A 17,838-nucleotide genomic window follows, 5' to 3' on the forward strand; every position below is an offset into this window, starting at 1 on the left:
GGAGAGGCAAGCCATGAGTATCAAGCGGATGATGGGGGTTGCGGTGCTGTCGCTGGCGGCAGTTGCGCCGCTGACGCTGGCGCAGGACAAGGCTTCGGAGGCCTACAAGGCCTGCATGGACACCGCGAACACCACGGTGAGCATGAACGAATGCAACAACGCCGAGATCGCCCGCCAGGACAAACGCCTGAACCAGGTCTACAAGAAGGCCATGGCCGCGTTTGGGCCGGTGCAGCAGGGCAAGCTCCGGGATGCGCAGCGGGCGTGGATCAAGTACATCGACAGCAACTGCGATTTCTACTTCACGCAGACCGGCGGCACCATGGACATCCTCAATGGCGGTGGCTGCCGCCTGCGCATGACCTCCGAACGCGCGGATGAGCTGGAGGCATTGCAGGCGCCTTGAACGCCCTTCGCCGGCAATGGCACGCGCTCGATGACAGGCGCGCGCCTTGCTGGCGAAGGCCGCGCCGCAACCCTCAGCGCAGAAACGGCAGCAGGTGCCCGACAAATGCCTCGGGCGCCTCTTCGGTCACAAAGTGCCCGCAGCCCTCGATGATCGCGCCCTGCAACGTGGCGGCGCGCCCCTCCAGGGTTACCCGCGGCGCATCATTGGTTGCCAGTTGCGCCCCGATCGCCAGCACCGGCATGCCCAGTGGCACCTGCCCGCGCTGCTGGTTCTGGCGAATCGTTTCGGGTATCGCGCGGTAGTAGGCAAACCCGCCACGCAAGCCCCCCGGCGCCGAGTACGCCTGCACATAGGTATCCACCGCCACCCGATCCAGGCGCACAGCCCATTTCTCGAACATGAACCTCAGGTACTGCGCTTCGCGCCCGGTAATCAGCGCCTCGGGCAGGTCCTGCAACTGGTTGAACATGAAGTGCCACAGGAAGATGTTCTGCTCCGGCGGCGCGAAGATCGACGGCGCCGGCGCCAGGCCCGGAATCACCGCTTCGCTCAGGCACAGCCGGTTCACCACCCCCGGAAAATCGCTGGCCAGGGCATACCCCACCCACATGCCCACATCGTGGCCCACCACGGCATAGCGTTCGTGCCCCAGTTGCCCCATCAGCGCGTGCAGGCGGGCGGCGCAGGTGCCGGTGTCGTAGCCGTCCAGCGGCTTGTCGGAAAGCCCCATGCCGGGAAGGTCCACGGCAATCGCCTGGTAACCGTTGTCGGCCAGGGCCGCCATGACGTGCCGCCAGGTGTACCAGGTCTGTGGCCAGCCGGGGATCAGCAGTACCGGTGCCCCTTCGCCCTGGGTGACGTAGTGCAGGCGCAGGCCGTGCACATGGGCGTAATGGTGAGTGTGCGTGCTCATCGTTGCAGCTCCCCGACAGGGTTGCCTTCAAGGCCGAGCATCCTGGCGATGACCGCCGGCGCCACCGGGGTACCGGCAAAGTCGTCGAACACCGTGTCGGTGACCTGGATGATGTGCCGGTTGATGAACGCCACGCCTTCACGTGCCCCATCGTGCTGGTTTTTCAGGCAGCACTCCCACTCCAGCGTGGCCCAGCCGCTGTAGTCGTATTCGGCCAGCTTGCTGAAGATGCCCTTGAAGTCGACCTGCCCGTCCCCCAGCGAACGGAAGCGTGCGGCGCGCTTGAGCCAGGGTTGATAACCGCCGAACAGGCCCTGCTTGCCGGTGGGCAGGAACTCGGCGTCCTTGACGTGGAACATGCGGATGTAGTCCCGGTAGTGGTCGATGAACGCCAGGTAGTCGAGTTGCTGCAGGATCAGGTGGCTGGGATCGAACAGCATCTTGCAGCGCGGGTGGTGGCCGACGTGTTCGAGAAACAGCTCGAAGCTTGCGCCGTCGTGCAGGTCTTCGGCGGGGTGAATTTCGAAGCACAGGTTGATGCCCTGTTCGGCGCAGGTATCGAGCACCGGCAGCCAGCGCCTGGCCAACTCGGCGAAGGCTGTTTCAACAAGGCCGTCGGGGCGTTGCGGGAAGGGAAAGACGTACGGCCATGCCAGTGCACCGGAAAAAGTCCCCATGTCGCTCAGGCCCAGGCGCCGCGACGCGATGGCCGCGCAGGTGAGCTGGTGCACCGCCCAGGCACTGCGGGCAGCCGCGTCGCCCTGCAGGTGGGCCGGTGCAAAACTGTCGCACAAGGCGTCGTATGCCGGGTGTACCGCCACCAGCTGGCCAAAGAGATGCGTGGTCAGCTCGCTGATCACCAGCCCGTGTTCGGCCAGCATGGCGGTGATGTCGTCGCAGTAGGCCTGGCTGCTTGCGGCTAGCTCGACATCGAACAGACGCTTGTCCCAGGCCGGTATCTGCAACGCCTTGAAGCCCATGTGCGCGGCCCACCGGGCGATGTTGGGCAGTGAGTCGAACGGTGCCTGTTCGGCACTGAATTGCGCCAGATGCAGGCTGGGGCCTTTCAACGTGATCATGTGGAACTCCTATTGTTTGTTGATCGACAAACAATAAGGATGCAGCCTGCGCGTCGTCAAGTATTCTTTGTCTTTCGACAAACAATTACGGATAATGCCGCCTTCATTCCTGGTTGGAGACTATCGAGATGGCAGGCCGACCACGCCAGTTCGACCGTGAAGCCGCGTTGCGCACCGCCCGGGATGTGTTCTGGGCGCGCGGTTTCGAAGCCACGTCCATGAGCGACCTGGTGGCTGCGCTGGGTATCGCTTCGGCGCGCATCTATGCCGCGTTCGGCTCCAAGGAGCGCTTGTTCAAGGAGGCCATCGAGCTGTATGAGCGCGAAGAGGGCGCATTTTCGACCCAGGCGCTGAGCGAGCAACCCACGGCCTACCAGGCCATCGAGCGGCTGTTGCTCGATGCCGTCGACCTGTACACCCGCCCAGCGGGTCCACTGGGCTGCATGGTGGTGTCGGCAGCCACCAACTGCTCGGCCGACAACGACGCCGTGCGTGAATGGCTGGCCGACCACCGCCGCGAAAAAACCTTGTCGATCATTCAGCGCTTGCAGCAGGCGGCCGAGGCGGGCGAGTTGAAACCCGAGGTAGATGTGCAATCGCTGGGCGATTTTTTTGCCACGCTGCTGCATGGGTTGTCGGTGCAGGCCCGCGACGGGATCGCACGTGAGCGCCTGCTCAAGGCGGTGGCGCCGGCCATGCAGATGCTGGCCCTGGCTACCGGTGGGCATGGACCATCGGCCGCCGATAAAATACCCTGACACCGTCATTTCCCAACCCCGTACCGACCATGATTGCCCACTTCGCGATTTTTCTCTGCACCCTGGTCGCCATGGAAGGTGTCGGTTATCTGGCGCACAGGTACGTGATGCACGGCTGGGGCTGGTTTCTGCATCGCTCGCACCACGAACCGCACCTGGGCACGCTGGAAACCAACGATATCTACCTGCTGATCCTGGCCCTGGCCGCGATCACCCTGATCGTGCTGGGCAATGCCGGCCACGACCCGTTGCAGTGGGTGGGCGCCGGGGTGGCGGGGTTCGGGCTGATCTACGTGTTGGTGCACGACGGCATCGTGCACCGCCACTGGCCCGCCCGCCCCAGGCCGCGCCACCCCTATCTGCGTCGGCTGTACCACGCGCACCTGATGCACCACGCGGTGAAGGGGCGCAGGCACAGCGTGTCGTTCGGCTTCCTCTACGCACCGCCCCTGCATGTGCTCAGGCAGCAGCTGCGCGAGCGCCGTGTCAGGCCGGCTCGCTCAGCGCCGGGGCCTTGCTCGGCGGCTTTATCGAGCCAATGTACACCGCCAGCACCGTCACCAGCGCCCCGGTGATCTGCATGGCCGAACTGGCCTTGTCCAGAAATGCCACGTCGATGAAGTAGGTGATCACCGGCTCCAGCAGCAGGATCAGCCCTGCCAGCCCGAGGCTGATGGCACCAATCGAGCGGTTGACCAGCAACCAGCCGACGAACTGCACCAGCACGCCATAGATCACCAGCATGTAGAAGGTCTGCTGGTCGGCGATGGCCAGACTCTCGCCCCGCAACAGCGCGTACCCCAGCATCACCCCGGCCGCCCACAGGCTCAGGTGCAGCATCTGTGCGATCTTGTCGCCGCCGCCCTGGGGCAGTTGGGTGGTGACTTTCAGGTAGTACACGCACACGGCATAGGCCAGCCCCGACAGCACGCCATAGACCACGCCCTGGATACCCAGCGCGCTGCCCATCTCCGGCAGCAGCAACAGGTACAGGCCGACGAAGGCCAGGCTGATCGAGGCGACGAAATACAGCGACGGTTTCTCTTTGAGCAGGCACAGCCCGAGCAATGTCATGAAGAACACCTGGCAGTTGGTCAGGATCGAGCCGATGCCCGGCCCGACGATGTAGATGCTGTGGTGCCACAGGATCAGGTCGATGGCCAGGAACACGCCGGCCAGGGCGGTGTAGCGTCGAGCCCTGGGGTGGGCCAGGCGAGCAGGTTGCCTTCTCACCCGCAGCAGCAGGTAGAACAGCACCGAGGCGATCAGCATCCGGTAGAAACCCGCGCCCCCGGCGCCGATATGGGCGAAGGCCACCGCCAGCGCCGACAGGCTGAGCATCAGCCCGCCCAGTGTCAGTTCGACGATGGCCCGGTTGCTGGAGAGGGTGACCCCGTTGGATGACTGCATGGTTTTCTCTGGTCTGTTGCGAAGAAGTCGGGCAAATTTATCCACCCGCCTTGCGCGCGTATTGCACAAAACTGGACAGGCCATGGAGCAACAGGACTTCTCGCGCTTCTGGCGCGTCCCCGAAGGAGGCTGTGAATTGCTGGCGGCGCGCTACAGCGCACGGGCCTTCGGCCGCCATTCCCATGAGCGCTACGCGGTGGGGGTGATCGGTGCGGGCGTGGAGAAGCTCTTCTACCGTGGCACCCAGCACCTGGGCACCGCCGGCAGCATCGTCACCCTGACCCCGGGCGAGATGCACGACGGCGTGCCGGGCAGCGCCGAGGGTTGGAGCTACCGCATGCTCTACCTCGACCCGCAGTGGCTCAACCGTGCGGTGTTCGAAGGGCGTTTCGGTGACGGGCATATCCACCTGTTCCAGCAGACGCTGACCCACGACATGGGCTTTGCCCAGGCCTTCCTGCACCAGCATCAGGTTATCGAGCAGTCGTGTTCGAGCCTTGAGCGCGAGAGCGTGCTGCTGCACCTGGTCAGCCAGCTGTTCGAGCGGTGCGGCGGGCCGCAGCCCCGGGCGGTGGCCGACGAACGCGAAGTGGTGCGACGGGTGCGGCAGATGCTCGACGAGCAGTACGCGCAGAACATCGCGCTGAACGACCTGGCGCAGTGGGTGGGGCTCGATCCGCTGTACCTGATACGGGTGTTCAAGAAGAGCGTGGGCGTATCGCCGCACAGCTATCAGATCCAGACGCGGGTGGCGCGGGTGCAGCAGTTGCTGCGCAGTGGCGTGGGCATCGCCGAGGCGTCGCTGCGTTGCGGGTTCTTCGACCAGAGCCACATGACCCGGGCCTTCAAGAAAGTGGTCGGCATCACCCCGGGCTGCTTCCAGCGCGGCTGACTCGTGCAGGAGCCGGCGTGCAGGAGCCGGCCTTGCCGGCGAGGCGCCTGGCCCCGACAATGTGTTCCCGATGGATGCTCCACCAAGGAAGGACTTCACCGTGCACCGTATCGCCACGCTGTTGTGCTTGCTGCTCACCCTGGGCGGCTGTACCGAATACAAATGGGGCCATGACTGGAAGCCCGACCGCCTGGGCGGCTGGCAGGACCACACCGACCCCAAGCTGCGCTACGGCGCGTCGCTGGGCGCCACCTGCAACGCCAGCCCGTTGTGGCTCAAGGTGGTGAATCACGGTCAGTCGACCTACCAGTCGCTGTTGTTCATTCCGTTGTTCCCTGACCGCACAGGCGGCAAGTACCCCCTGTGGATAACCGTCAACCATCCGGCCCTCAAGGCGTGCAGCTCATCGGCACCGAGCCCGCTGCGGGTGAAGATGGGCGATCAGGTGGTACAGGGCCTGCGCTTTCCCGAGCGGGCGCAGGAGGACGGCACCTGCGTGATCGAATTCGATGACGATCGCTACGCGGCCGATGAGATGTCGATCGAGATCGACCCGGCGGTGCTGCCTTGCACGATCGCCCCCGTGACCCTGAAAAAGGACCGCTACTTCTGCATTCGCAACATGCGCTGGGGCGGCTCGCCCAGTTGCCGCGAGTAGGGCACGGCTTGCAAATCCCAGGGCGAGGGATAAGAATGCGAACAATTACCATTAGTGTGCCTCTCGCATGTCCAACCCGCGCCCGTCCGCCCAGCACCCGTTGCACCTGCTGTACGCTGAACACCATCACTGGTTGCGCGGCTGGCTGGCCCGTCGGCTCAATTCCCACGCCGATGCCGCGGACCTCACCCACGACACCTTCCTGCGTACCCTGACTTCGCCGCACCTGGGCCAGCTGGACGAGCCGCGGGCGTTCCTGTGCATGGTCGCCAAGCGGGTGCTGTACACCTTCTGGCGTCGCGGCGAGCTGGAGCGCGCCTACCTTGAAGCGCTGGCCAACCTGCCCGAGCCGGTGGCGCCGTGCGAGGAAACCCTGGCGGTGCTGCGCGAGGCGCTGGAGGCGGTGGATGCCTTGCTGGCCGGGTTGCCGGCCAAGGTGCGCCATGCCTTTCTGCTCAACCGCCTGGAGGGCCTGACCCACCAGCAGATCGCCGACCAGATGCAGGTGTCGCTGAGCAGCGTCGAGCGCTGGGTGCGGCGCGCCGTGACCCATTGCTACCTGGCGCAACTGGGCGCGGGCACGTGAGCGGCCGCAGCCTGGCAGCGCTGACCCCGGCGGTGCGCGAAGCCATCGAATGGAGCGTACGCCTGGGCTCGGGGGCGGCGACGGCAGCCGACCGCGACGCCTTCGAGCAGTGGCAGGCGCTGGACGCAAGCCATCGCCAGGCCTGGCAGGCGGTTACCCAGGCCACCCACACACCCTTGAACCCCTTGCTGGAAGTGCCCGGCAGCGCCAGTGCGGCCACCCGCGCCCTGCGCAGCAGCGGGTTGTCGCTGCAGCGGCGCCGGTTGCTGCGCGGCGGCAGCGCCTTGCTGCTGATGCTGGGCCTGCCGGCGTTGTTGACGGTACAACGGCGCATGCCGCTGGACGCCGTGTTCAGCGACCACTACAGCGGCACCGGCGAGCGCAGGCGCATTCAACTGGCCGACGGCAGCGTGCTGCTGCTCAATGCGCGCACCACCGTGGAGGTGGCGTTCAGTGCCGAAGCCCGGGTGATCCATCTGCGTCACGGCGAGCTGAACATCCAGGTGGCCCGCGACCCGCACCGCCCCCTCGAGGTGGTCACTGCGCAAGGCCGGGTGCGGGCCCTGGGCACGCGCTTCAGTGTCGCCACGCTGGATCAGCGCAGTGCCGTCAGCGTACAGCAGCACAGCGTGCAGGTGCGTAACCGCGCCGGGCAGAGCATCGTGGTGGACAGCGGGCAGACCCTGCGCTTTGCCGACGATGCACTCTCGCCCCTGGGCAATGAGCAAGGCCGCCTGGATGCCTGGATGGAAGGTCGCCTGGAGGTGGACGACGCGTCGCTGGGCAGCGTGATCGATACCTTGCGCCCTTACCGCTACGGCGTGCTGCGGGTTTCCCCGGCGGCGGCGCAACTGCGCGTGTTCGGGGTGTTCCCGCTGGACGACAGCGACCGCGCCCTGCAATCGCTGGCGCAGGTGCTGCCGATCAGTGTCGAGGCGTTCGGGCCGATCACCCTGATCGACCTGCGCTGAAAAAAACATTCCGCCAGGGTGAAGGCTTTTTTCGGCTCGCTGGACATAGCAGGAAACGCCCATTCACTTCCTGCGAGGAAAGCCCTTCACATGCGTCCCCAACTCCTGAGCCCCGCGCGCCTGGCAATGGCTGTCGCGGTTGCCGTTTCTGCCTGCTCCCTCGACCTGAACCGCGCCTGGGCGGACCCAGCCATGCAGCGCTATGCGTTACCGGCGCAACCGCTGGACCAGGCCCTGCGCCAGATCGCCCGGCAAAGCGCCAGCACCCTGGTGGTGGACCCGGCGTTGCTGCGCGGGCGCCAGAGCGCGGCGGTGAACGGGCAACTGAGCGCCGAGGCAGCGGTGCGCCAGGCAGTGGCGGGCAGCGGCCTGCAACTGCGCGTGACCGACAACGGCACCCTGACCCTGGAGAAGGCCGACAGCAGTGATGCGCTGCAACTGGGTGCCACCAGCATCACCGGCAGTACGCTGGGCGAGGTCACGGAAAACACTGGCTCCTACACCACCGCCAGCATGGCCACGGCCACCAAGTTCAAGGCCTCGGCCCGGGAAACCCCGCAGTCGGTGACCGTGGTCACCCGCCAGCGCATGGACGACCAGAACATGCAGACCCTGGACGACATCGCCAGCTACACGCCGGGGCTGACTCTGCGCAAGACCGGCGGCGAGCGCCCGCAGTTCTACTCGCGCGGTGCGGCCATCGACAACATCATGGTCGACGGCCTGCCCATCGCCTACGACAGCGACACCCTGGGCACCGCGACCCTGGCGATGTTCGACCGGGTGGAGGTGGTACGCGGGGCTTCCGGCCTGATGGTGGGCTCGGGCAACCCGTCGGGTACCCTCAACCTGGTGCGCAAGCGCCCCACGCTGGCGCCGCAGATCACCCTCACGGCAGCAGCCGGCAGCTGGGACAACTACCGTACCGAAATCGACGCCAGCAGCAGCCTCAATGATGCCGGTACCGTACGCGGGCGAGTGGTGGGCAGCTACCAGGACAAGAACAGCTTTACCGATGCCTACAGCAACCAGCGCCAGTTGCTGTACGGGATCACCGAATTCGACCTGTCGGACGCCACCACGCTGACCCTGGGCGGCTACTACAACCGCGAGGACAACCCCGGCGCGGACTGGAACGGCAGCCCGACCCATGCCGATGGCAGCTTCCTCGACATTTCCCGCTCGTCGCGCTTCAGCCCCGACTGGACCTACTGGGACAAGACCAACAAGAGCGTGTTCGCCGAGGTGGAACATCGCCTGGACAACGACTGGCGCCTGCGCCTGAGCGCCAGCTGGCTGAAGGCCAACCTGGAGATGCTGGGAAGCAGCTACTACCGGCTCGACCCGACCGCCGACGAGCTGCAACTGAATGTGGGGCGCTACTCCTACGAACATACGCAGAAGAGTATCGATGGTTATGCCAGCGGGCCGTTCAGCCTGTTCGGGCGTACCCATGAACTGGTGGTGGGGGCGAGCTACCGCCGCGACGATACCGACGACGGCCCTGGCGGCGGCCCGGATGCGAGCTTCAACTATGTCGTGGACCCCAACAACTTCCACTACAAGGACGTGCCCCGGCCGGCCATCGACTACAACTGGTCACGCAAGGGCAAGGTGGATCAGTCCAGTGCCTACACCGCCGTGCGTTTCAACCTGCGCGATGACCTGAAGCTGATCCTCGGCTCGCGCCTGGACTGGTATGAGTACCAGCAGCACACCGAGGTCGGGGCCTACGCCTTCGGCGCCGACTACAAGGCCACCCGCGAGGTCACCCCGTATGCGGGGCTGATCTATGACCTGAACGACACCTACTCGGTCTACACCAGCTGGACGCGCATCTTCAAGCCGCAGGAGTACCAGAACAGCAGCGGTGGCCTGCTGGCGCCGGTAACCGGCACCAACTACGAGGCCGGGCTCAAGGCCGAGTACTTCGGTGGTGCGTTGAACGCCAGTTTCGCGCTGTTCCAGCTCGACCAGGAGAACCTGGCCAAGTCGTTGCCGGCAGGTGATTGCCCGACCATGGATGCCTGCTACGAGGCGGCCGGCGAAATTCGTACCCGCGGCCTGGAACTGGAGCTGGGCGGCGAACTGGCGCCGGGTTGGCAGGCGTCGGCCGGCTATACCTATGCGGCGGCCGAGTATGTGAAGGCCACCGGCTCGGCGCAGAAGGGTGACCGCTTCGACAGTGATTCGCCGTACAACCTGTTCAAGCTGGCGACCAGCTACCAGTTGCCGGGCGACCTCGATCAATGGAGCGTGGGCGGGGCCTTTCGCACCCAGAGCCGCACCTATACCAGCTACAGCGTGAAGCAGGGCGGGTACAGCGTGGTCGATCTGATGGCCCAGTACCGCGTGACGCCGGCGGTGACGTTGCAGACCAACCTCAACAACGTGGCGGACAAGCGTTACTACCAGAGCATCAGCAACCCGGCCGGGGCCAACATCTTCGGCGAGCCGCGCAATGTGATGTTCACCGTGAAGTGGTCGTTGTGAAGTCGCTGAAGGCGCGGAACAGGCGGGTGCCCACGTAGCTGCGCAGGTGCGGGTGGCGGCTGCGGTGGTAGCAATCCCAGTAGCTGACCATGCGTGCGCGGGTCAGGCTGAAGTAGGCGGGGTTGTCGTTGAAGAAGCGGCCGTAGGCGCTGGCGTCCAGGGTCGACAGGTTGGCCTCGCACAGCGCCAGCAGCTCGATCACGTATTCGCCGGTGAGCTGGAACACGAACGGGATGACCCACGTCTCTGGTGCCCGAATGATCTGCTGCAGGTAACGCTCGCGCACGTGGCCGTCGGGGTGGCGGGTGAGCAGGCAGGCGTGGATCAGTGACCGGGCTGTATCGGCAGCCGGCAGGTGAAGGCGGTAGGGCAGGGTCAGGGGTTCGCCGTCGAGGGTGACGGCGATGCCCTGGTCACCGTTGGGCAGGTCGAGGTGCCGGGCCAGGTCCTGGACTTCGCGGGCCAGGTGGTGGGGGAAGGCGGCGGTGAGGGTGGTGGGCATGCTTGGCTCCTTGCCGGGTGGTATGCCTGCAGGACTCTTCGCCGGCAATGCCGGCTCCTACGTAGGAGCCGGCATTGCCGGCGAAGGGCGCTGCCCGCTTCAGCGCTGCGTCGCCCAGTACCCCTGCAACGCCCGCGCCGCCGGCTCGATGGCGGCCACGCGCTGGCGATGCAGCACCACATCCAGGTCGGCCGGCAGTTCGAAGTTGTCCTGTGCGGCACAGGTCTCGATCACATCCAGTGCCACCTGCTGCGCCGCCGGCAAGGCCGGCCAGTTGGCCAGGCCTGCACCGCGCAGGTAGCCAAAGCACCACTCTTCGGCCAGCGTCAGCGGCTGGCCGTTGTGCTCGGTCTCCTCGAAGCGTGGCGAGAAACGCTGGGCCAGGTTGTTCGCGTGCAGGGTCACCAGCTCGACGAAGCGCTGGCAGTCTGCAGCGCTTTCCCATTCCGGCTGGCGACCACCGAAGATCCCCGGGAACCATTCGTCGATAGCCACAGGCGCCGGGCCGGACACCAGCGCGGTGAGGTAGCCGTCCAGTTCCGAGGCGTTGAGCACCGAATGGTCATCGCCATACTGCAGCAGGATGTCTTCGATGAACTCGAAGTCGGTGTCGTTGAGCGTCTGCATGAAAAAGGTCCTTCACATAACGGTGGGCGCAGCCAGGCTGCGCGTAAAAGGCGGGAAGGATGGCGCTTTCGCCGGTTTTTATCCAGCGTGCTGATCAGCGCTCAGAAGCGCTCGTCGAGCAGGGCCGGCAAGGTCAGCTCCTTGACGTAGCTGGCCGACGACAGGCTCAGCGCCATGCGCACCACCTGCACCACGTCGTGCACGGGGATCAGCTGGCCTTCGCCGCGTTGTTCGGCCACGTCGCGGGGCGTGCTGAGCGGGTCTTCGGTGTTGAGGTAACCCAGGTTCAGACAGGTCACAGCCAGGCGCTGCTCGCGGTAGCCTTCGCGCAGCGCATCGGCGATGCCACGCAGGGCAAACTTGGAGGCGCCGAAGGCCACCTCGGGGCGCCCGCTCTGGGGCAGGCCGGAGGTGGAACCGGTGAGGATGATGCGCGGGGTGGCGCTGCGCAACAGGGTGGGCAGCAGGCGCTTGATCAGCAGCAGGGTGGCGGTGATGTTGCAACTGACGATGGCCTGTACCTGCGCGTCGCTGTCGCCGAGAAAGTCGTAGGCCGGGTCGAAGGCCAGCTCTTCCCAGATGCCGAGGTTGTAGATCAGCGTGTCGAGGCCGTGCTCTGCCACAGCCTGGGCGATGGCGTGCGCGGCGCTGGCCGGCTCGGCCAGGTTGGCTTCGACCCAGTTCAACTGCACGCCGGCCTTGGCGGCGATGCCGTCGGGGCGTGTGCGCGACACGCCGACCAGCGTGTCGCCCGCCTCGCCGAGGCCTTCGATCAGGGCCTTGCCCAGCCCTTTGCTGGCACCGACTACCAGGGTTTTCATGGGGTGATTTCCTTGTCTGCACGGGGAGAGAGCGCGGATGCAAACAGAGGGCGAGGGGAATGGCAAATGGCCGGATGTATCCAGATGTGAATCTACTTGAGCGCTTAGCCTGTAGCAGCCGGCTGCCGGCGATGGGCTGCGCAGCAGCCGCGAAACTCGCCATAATGCGCCCCCCACCAAGGAGAACGCTGTGAACAACCCCGTACAAGGAAGTCCCGTGACCACCCCTTACATCGCCAGCACCGCCGGCAAGCGCATCGGCCTCGCGCTGCTGGGTCTGCTGCTGTACTTCACCGCGCAGTTCGCCGGCGCCTTTCTGTTCGGCAGTGGCCTGGACTTCACCCTGGCTTTGTTCGGCGCCCACCTGGTGGCGTGTGCAGCCATCGGCGGGCTGTACCTGTTGCTGCGGCGCAACCCGCTGGCCGGGCATGCCTTCAGGGGGGCCAACTTCAGCTACAAGGCCCTCTGGCTCGGCCTGACCAGCGTGGTGGTGGTCTACCTGCTGGCCTACAACTACGCCGCCCTGGTCGACCAGCCCGCCGAGCCGTTCATGCTGCAGTTCATGACCCTGCTCGGTGCCGGTTCGCTGGCCGATCGTGTGCTGCTGACCAGCATGGTCATCGTGCTCGCCCCCCTGGGCGAAGAGCTGGCATTCCGGCATTTTCTGCTCAACCTGTTCCCGTTCCGCAAGCCGCTGTGGGCGGTGGTGGCGATCGTGGTCAGCGCCCTGGCGTTTGCCGCCATCCACCTGCAGTACACCTTCAGGTCGACCGTGGTGCTGTTGTTCATCCTCGCCCTGATGCTGGCCTATGCGCGGATCAGGACCGGCGGCCTGCTGGTGCCCATGGCGATGCATGCCTGCGCCTCGACCCTGGCGCTTGCGATGTACCCGCTGTTCTATCCGTGAGCCCGCACGGTGGCTGGTGACGGTATACTCGCGGCCTGTTCCGTCTATATCCGAGTATCGTCATGGGTCTTTCTCTCTCTGCGGCGCCTGAGCGCCGTCTCGGCGCGCCACTGGTTGCGCTGTCATTGCTGGTGGTCGGCGCCGTCTTCCTGAATGCCAGCGTGGGCATCAAACAGGTGCTGCTGCTGATCGTCGGCGCCGCCCTGGGCCTCACGCTGTACCACGCCGCGTTCGGCTTCACGTCCGCCTGGCGGGTGTTCATCAATGAGCGCCGTGGCGCCGGCCTGCGCGCGCAGATGGTGATGCTGGCTATCGCCGTGCTGCTGTTCTTTCCGGCCCTGGGCGCCGGCACGCTGTTCGGCCAGCCGGTGACCGGGCTGGTGGCGCCGGCCGGGGTGTCGGTGGTGTTCGGTGCGTTCATCTTCGGCATCGGCATGCAGATGGGCGGCGGCTGTGCCTCAGGCACACTGTTCACGGTGGGCGGTGGCAACGCGCGCATGCTGGTGACGCTGCTGTTCTTCATCATCGGTTCGGTAACTGCAACCCACCACGCCGACTGGTGGTTCGCGCTGCCGTCGTTCCCGGCCACCTCCGTGGTGCAGACCTTTGGCGTGGCCCCCGCGCTGGTGCTTAACCTGGTGGTGTTCGGCCTGATCGCCTGGGGCACGGTGGTGCTGGAGAAGCGTCGCCACGGCGCCCTCGAGGCCCCGGCAGGCAGCCAGCATGAGGGCCTGCGTCGCTTCCTGCGTGGCCCGTGGCCGCTGGTGTGGGGCGCGATCGGCCTGGCGCTGCTGAACTACGCGACCCTGGCACTGGCGGGCCGGCCGTGGGGCATCACCTCGGCGTTCGCCCTGTGGGGCGCCAAGACCCTGAGCGGGCTGGGCGTGGACGTGGGCAGCTGGGCGTTCTGGCAGATGCCGGGCAACGCCAAGGCCCTGGCTGCACCGCTGTGGGAGGACGTGACCACGGTGATGGACATCGGCATCGTGCTGGGTGCGTTGCTGGCAGCAGGCCTGGCCGGGCGCTTCGCGCCGAGCCTGAGGATTCCGATGCGCTCGCTGCTGGCCGCGGTGATCGGCGGCCTGCTGCTGGGCTACGGCTCGCGGCTGGCGTATGGCTGCAACATCGGCGCGTACTTCAGCGGCATCGCCTCGGGCAGCGTGCATGGCTGGCTGTGGCTGGTGGCGGCGTATGCCGGCAACGTGGTGGGGGTGCGGATTCGCCCGCTGTTCTTCGTGGCTGAACGCAAGAGCGTGGCAGCCAGCGGCGGCTGAGGCTGGCGGTACTGCATGGGAACCGGCTCGCAGTAGCCGGTTTTTTCATGCCCGCCCTTTACTGCGAATAGGCGCGCGGTGTATGGGGAGCAACTGACCGCTGTCGTACTGTTGCACTGCGAACAGTTGGCCAACACTTTGTTGCCGTGCATCCAGCCATACCGCTTTCTGTTGTGCGTAACTCATTGATTTATATGTGAAATTCAAGTGGCATGGGTTGTGCTATCTCACGGGTGACTCTGTGTACTCATCGAGATAGACCATGACTGCCACCCCTGTTTCTGCCCACTACGACATCCGCCAGCCGGATGCCCACGTCATCCGTGACGATGCCGAAGCCATCGCCATTGCCCATCGGGTTGCCGCGCTGCTGCGCGAAGGCGCGTCCGAGCGCGACCGCAGCCGCCAGGTCCCGGCCGACGTGGTGGATGCGTTCTCCAACAGCGGCCTGTGGGGCATCACCGTACCGAAACAATACGGCGGGGCGCAGGTGTCCTTCGCCACCCTGGCCGAGGTGATCGCGATCATCTCCGCCGCCGACCCTTCGCTGGGGCAGATACCGCAGAACCACTACTGCCTGCTCGAAGACATCCGCCTGCAGGGCAGCGAAGAGCAGAAGCGCTTCTTCTTCGACTTGGTGCTGGCCGGGCACCGCTTTGCCAATGCGCTGTCGGAAACCGGCGGCAAGAACGTCAAGGAGATCCAGACCCGCATCGTGCCCCATGCCGATGGCTACCGCATCGACGGGCGCAAGGGCTACTGCACCGGCTCGTTGTACGCGCACTGGCTGGGGGTGCTGGCGCTGGACGCGCAGGACCGCTCGCAACTGGCCTTCGTGCGCCGCGATACCCCGGGCCTGGTGATCGTCGATGACTGGGACAACATCGGCCAGCGCACCACCTCCAGCGGCACGGTGCTGGCGCAGCAACTGATCGTGCCGGCCTTCAACCTGTTTCCCACCTACCGCTCGTACGAAACCCCGACCCTGGCCGGCCCCTTCGCGCAACTGACCACCGCCGCCATCGACGCCGGCATCGGCCGTGCGGCGCTGGACGACGCCATCACCTTCATCCGCGAGCAGGCCCGCCCGTGGATCGATGCGGGCGTGGAGCAGGCCAGCCAGGACCCGCTGACCATCGTGCAGATCGGCGCGCTGGAGATTCGCCAGGAAGCCGCCGAGGCCCTGCTGGAGCGCGCCGGCAAGGTGCTCGACCGGGCCAGCCTGGCCCCCGACGAGGACTCGGTGGCCCAGGCCTCGGTGGCCGTGGCCAAGGCCAAGGTGCTGACCACCGAAGCGGCGATCGAGGCCAGCAACCGCCTGTTCGAGCTGGGCGGCACGCGCTCCACCCAGGTGCGCCACAACCTCGACCGGCACTGGCGCAACGCCCGCGTGCACACCCTGCACGACCCGGTGCGCTGGAAGTACCACCTGGTGGGCAACTGGGCCTTGAACGGGGCCAAGCCACAGCGTCACGACTGGAACTAGGCCGCCACCATGCCCAAGCAGATACGCCTCAATGCCTTTGCCATGAACACCGTTGGCCACCTGTCGCCGGGCTTGTGGCGCCATCCGCGTGACCAGGCCACGCGCTACACCGACATCCATTACTGGACCGAGCTGGCCAGGACCCTGGAGCGCGGCAAGATCGACGGGTTGTTCATCGCCGATGTGCTGGGCGCCTACGACGTGTACGGCGGCAACGCCGACGAGGCGCTGCGTACGGCTGCGCAGGTGCCCGTCAACGACCCGCTGCAGCTGGTGCCGGCCATGGCCGCCGTCACCGAGCACCTGGGGTTTGGCGTGACCGCCTCGGTGTCGTTCGAGCACCCGTACCCGTTTGCCCGGCGCATGTCCACGCTCGACCACCTGACCCGTGGCCGCGCCGGCTGGAATATCGTCACCTCGTACCTGTCCAGCGGGGCGCGCAACCTTGGCCAGCGCGAACAGCTGTCGCATGACCAGCGCTACGCCCTGGCCGAGGAGTACCTGCAGGTCTGCTACAAGCTGTGGGAGGCCAGCTGGGAAGACGACGCCGTGCGCGCCGACCGCGCCAGCGGGGTGTATGCCGACCCGGCCAAGGTGCACGGCATCGGCCACCAGGGCGAGTTCTTCCAGGTGCCGGGCTTTCACCTGTGCGAGCCCTCGCCCCAGCGCACCCCGGTGCTGTACCAGGCCGGTGCTTCGACGCGCGGCAGGGCGTTTGCGGCGGCCAACGCCGAGTGCGTGTTCGTTGCTGCGCCGAGCAAGACGGTGCTCAAGAACCAGGTGGCGCAGGTGCGCGCTGCGGCGGTGGCGGCCGGCCGCGCACCGGGCGATATCCTGGTGCTGGAGCAGCTTACGGTGATTGTCGCCCCCACTGATGAACAGGCCCTGGCGCGCCTGCGCGAGTACCGCGAGTACGCCAGCGCCAGCGGTGCGCTGACGCTGATGTCGGGCTGGACCGGCATCGACTTCGCCCAGTACCAGAGCGACCAGGTGCTGCGCGAAGTGCAGAGCGATGCGATCCAGTCGGCGGTAGAAGCCTTCACCCGTGCCGACCCCAGCCGCACCTGGACCACCGCCGAAATTGCCGACTATTGCGCCATCGGCGGCGACGGCCCGGTGCTGGTGGGCTCGGCGCAGACGGTGGCCGACCAGTTGCAGGAATGGGTGCAAGAGACCGACGTGGACGGCTTCAACCTGGCCAGCGTGGTGGCCCCGGAAACCTTCGAGGCGGTGGTCGACCTGCTGGTGCCCGAGTTGCAGGCCCGTGGCCTGTTCAAGCGCGATTACGCCCAGGGCACGCTGCGCAACAAGCTGTTCGACGCAGGTGACCGGCTGGGCGCGCCGCACCCGGCCGCCGCGCTGCGCAGGGGCGCTGGGCAATGAGCGAGCTGCTGGCCCATGTCAACTGGCCCGAGGTGGGCCAGGCCTGCCTCGACACCTTGAGCATGCTCGGCGTAGCGCTGGGTTTCACGGTGCTGATGGGGCTGCCGCTGGGGGTGCTGCTGTACCTCACCGGCCAGCGCCAGTTGCTGGCCTCGCCGCTGGTGTACCGCGTGCTGTCGGTGGTGGTGAACGTGCTGCGTTCGATGCCGTTCATCATCCTGCTGATTGTGCTGATCCCGCTCACCCAGGTGGTGGCCGGTACTTCGCTGGGCGTGCCCGGCGCCATACCGCCGCTGGTGATCGGCTGTACGCCGTTCTTTGCGCGGCTGGTGGAAATCGCCCTGCGCGAGGTCGACCGCGGCCTGGTGGAGGCCACCCAGTCGATGGGTGGCAGCACCTGGCAGATCGTGTGGCACACCGTGCTGCCCGAGGCGCGCACCGGCCTGATCGCGGCGGTGACGGTGACCGCCATCGTGCTGGTGGACTACACGGCGATGGCCGGGGTGGTCGGCGGCGGCGGCCTGGGCGACCTGGCGATCCGCTTCGGCTACCAGCGCTTCCAGACCGACGTGATGGTGGTGACCGTGCTGCTGCTGATCGTACTGGTGCAGGTGCTGCAGGTGAGTGGCGACCGCCTGGTGCGGCGCTTCACCCGGCGTTGAATTGTGT

The 17,838-nt window shown here is 66.3% G+C and carries 19 protein-coding genes; 13 read left to right on the top strand and 6 right to left on the bottom strand.

What is annotated here, in order from left to right:
* Positions 1-13: 13 nt before the first annotated feature.
* Positions 14-406, top strand: coding sequence for a lysozyme inhibitor LprI family protein (locus N0B28_RS04590; RefSeq protein ID WP_275730596.1), 393 nt, complete (start codon positions 14-16; stop codon positions 404-406).
* A 73-nt stretch (positions 407-479) separates the two neighbouring features.
* Here the strand turns inward: N0B28_RS04590 and N0B28_RS04595 are convergent, their stop codons facing one another.
* Entirely contained in the window at positions 480-1,322 is an 843-nt protein-coding gene (locus tag N0B28_RS04595) for an alpha/beta hydrolase (RefSeq protein WP_116052872.1), read from the bottom strand.
* A complete protein-coding gene (locus N0B28_RS04600; protein WP_229589524.1) occupies positions 1,319-2,401 on the bottom strand; it encodes a sugar phosphate isomerase/epimerase in 1,083 nt (360 codons plus the stop codon). The genes N0B28_RS04595 and N0B28_RS04600 overlap by 4 nt, the downstream gene beginning before the upstream one ends.
* A 128-nt stretch (positions 2,402-2,529) precedes the next feature.
* Between N0B28_RS04600 and N0B28_RS04605 the strand changes: the two genes are divergently transcribed.
* The gene (locus N0B28_RS04605) at positions 2,530-3,159 is read left to right on the top strand and encodes a TetR/AcrR family transcriptional regulator (RefSeq protein WP_229589525.1); all 630 of its coding nucleotides are present in this window, start codon (positions 2,530-2,532) and stop codon (positions 3,157-3,159) included.
* A gap of 29 nt (positions 3,160-3,188) precedes the next feature.
* Entirely contained in the window at positions 3,189-3,734 is a 546-nt protein-coding gene (locus tag N0B28_RS04610; RefSeq protein ID WP_054916305.1) for a sterol desaturase family protein, read from the top strand.
* On the opposite strand, the gene N0B28_RS04615 is transcribed toward N0B28_RS04610, so the two are convergent.
* Positions 3,646-4,569: a DMT family transporter gene (locus N0B28_RS04615; RefSeq protein WP_054916306.1), complete on the bottom strand. Its 924-nt coding sequence runs from the start codon at positions 4,567-4,569 to the stop codon at positions 3,646-3,648. The two genes, N0B28_RS04610 and N0B28_RS04615, sit on opposite strands and share 89 nt — an antisense overlap.
* 82 nt (positions 4,570-4,651) lie before the next feature.
* Between N0B28_RS04615 and N0B28_RS04620 the strand changes: the two genes are divergently transcribed.
* The 5 genes from N0B28_RS04620 to N0B28_RS04640 all read left to right on the top strand — a co-directional run bounded on the left by N0B28_RS04620 (position 4,652) and on the right by N0B28_RS04640 (position 10,169).
* Positions 4,652-5,461 carry an AraC family transcriptional regulator gene (locus N0B28_RS04620; protein WP_275730600.1) on the top strand — a complete coding sequence of 270 codons (810 nt, stop codon included), beginning with the start codon at positions 4,652-4,654 and terminating at the stop codon, positions 5,459-5,461.
* A 70-nt stretch (positions 5,462-5,531) separates the two neighbouring features.
* Complete coding sequence (locus N0B28_RS04625) at positions 5,532-6,119, top strand: hypothetical protein (protein WP_275730602.1); 588 nt, start codon at positions 5,532-5,534, stop codon at positions 6,117-6,119.
* A gap of 67 nt (positions 6,120-6,186) precedes the next feature.
* On the top strand, positions 6,187-6,705 hold the full coding sequence (locus N0B28_RS04630) for a sigma-70 family RNA polymerase sigma factor (RefSeq protein WP_043864428.1): 519 nt from the start codon (positions 6,187-6,189) through the stop codon (positions 6,703-6,705).
* Positions 6,702-7,676 (top strand): FecR domain-containing protein, encoded by a 975-nt coding sequence (locus N0B28_RS04635; protein WP_275730605.1) that lies wholly within the window; start codon positions 6,702-6,704, stop codon positions 7,674-7,676. The genes N0B28_RS04630 and N0B28_RS04635 overlap by 4 nt, the downstream gene beginning before the upstream one ends.
* Positions 7,677-7,766: 90 nt before the next feature.
* Positions 7,767-10,169 carry a TonB-dependent receptor gene (locus N0B28_RS04640; protein ID WP_275730607.1) on the top strand — a complete coding sequence of 801 codons (2,403 nt, stop codon included), beginning with the start codon at positions 7,767-7,769 and terminating at the stop codon, positions 10,167-10,169.
* Here the strand turns inward: N0B28_RS04640 and N0B28_RS04645 are convergent.
* From N0B28_RS04645 to N0B28_RS04655, 3 genes are all read right to left on the bottom strand, one after another.
* Positions 10,147-10,671 carry a hypothetical protein gene (locus N0B28_RS04645; protein ID WP_100633011.1) on the bottom strand — a complete coding sequence of 175 codons (525 nt, stop codon included), beginning with the start codon at positions 10,669-10,671 and terminating at the stop codon, positions 10,147-10,149. The two genes, N0B28_RS04640 and N0B28_RS04645, sit on opposite strands and share 23 nt — an antisense overlap.
* 99 nt (positions 10,672-10,770) lie before the next feature.
* A complete protein-coding gene (locus N0B28_RS04650) occupies positions 10,771-11,298 on the bottom strand; it encodes a UPF0149 family protein (protein ID WP_088515299.1) in 528 nt (175 codons plus the stop codon).
* A 101-nt stretch (positions 11,299-11,399) separates the two neighbouring features.
* The gene (locus N0B28_RS04655) at positions 11,400-12,119 is read right to left on the bottom strand and encodes an SDR family oxidoreductase (protein WP_043864432.1); all 720 of its coding nucleotides are present in this window, start codon (positions 12,117-12,119) and stop codon (positions 11,400-11,402) included.
* A gap of 217 nt (positions 12,120-12,336) precedes the next feature.
* Between N0B28_RS04655 and N0B28_RS04660 the strand changes: the two genes are divergently transcribed.
* The 5 genes from N0B28_RS04660 to N0B28_RS04680 all read left to right on the top strand — a co-directional run bounded on the left by N0B28_RS04660 (position 12,337) and on the right by N0B28_RS04680 (position 17,831).
* A complete protein-coding gene (locus N0B28_RS04660) occupies positions 12,337-13,026 on the top strand; it encodes a type II CAAX endopeptidase family protein (protein WP_052504326.1) in 690 nt (229 codons plus the stop codon).
* A 62-nt stretch (positions 13,027-13,088) separates the two neighbouring features.
* Positions 13,089-14,300 (top strand): YeeE/YedE family protein, encoded by a 1,212-nt coding sequence (locus tag N0B28_RS04665; protein WP_054916313.1) that lies wholly within the window; start codon positions 13,089-13,091, stop codon positions 14,298-14,300.
* Positions 14,301-14,562: 262 nt separating this feature from the next.
* Positions 14,563-15,786: an SfnB family sulfur acquisition oxidoreductase gene (locus N0B28_RS04670; protein WP_054916314.1), complete on the top strand. Its 1,224-nt coding sequence runs from the start codon at positions 14,563-14,565 to the stop codon at positions 15,784-15,786.
* Positions 15,787-15,795: 9 nt separating this feature from the next.
* Positions 15,796-17,169, top strand: a complete 1,374-nt coding sequence (locus N0B28_RS04675) for an LLM class flavin-dependent oxidoreductase (protein WP_058541399.1) — start codon at positions 15,796-15,798, stop codon at positions 17,167-17,169.
* On the top strand, positions 17,166-17,831 hold the full coding sequence (locus N0B28_RS04680) for a methionine ABC transporter permease (RefSeq protein WP_054916316.1): 666 nt from the start codon (positions 17,166-17,168) through the stop codon (positions 17,829-17,831). The genes N0B28_RS04675 and N0B28_RS04680 overlap by 4 nt, the downstream gene beginning before the upstream one ends.
* Positions 17,832-17,838: the final 7 nt, after the last annotated feature.

It is taken from the genome of Pseudomonas sp. SD17-1, assembly GCF_029201585.1.
In the GTDB taxonomy this organism is placed as follows: Bacteria; Pseudomonadota; Gammaproteobacteria; order Pseudomonadales; family Pseudomonadaceae; genus Aquipseudomonas; species Aquipseudomonas palmensis.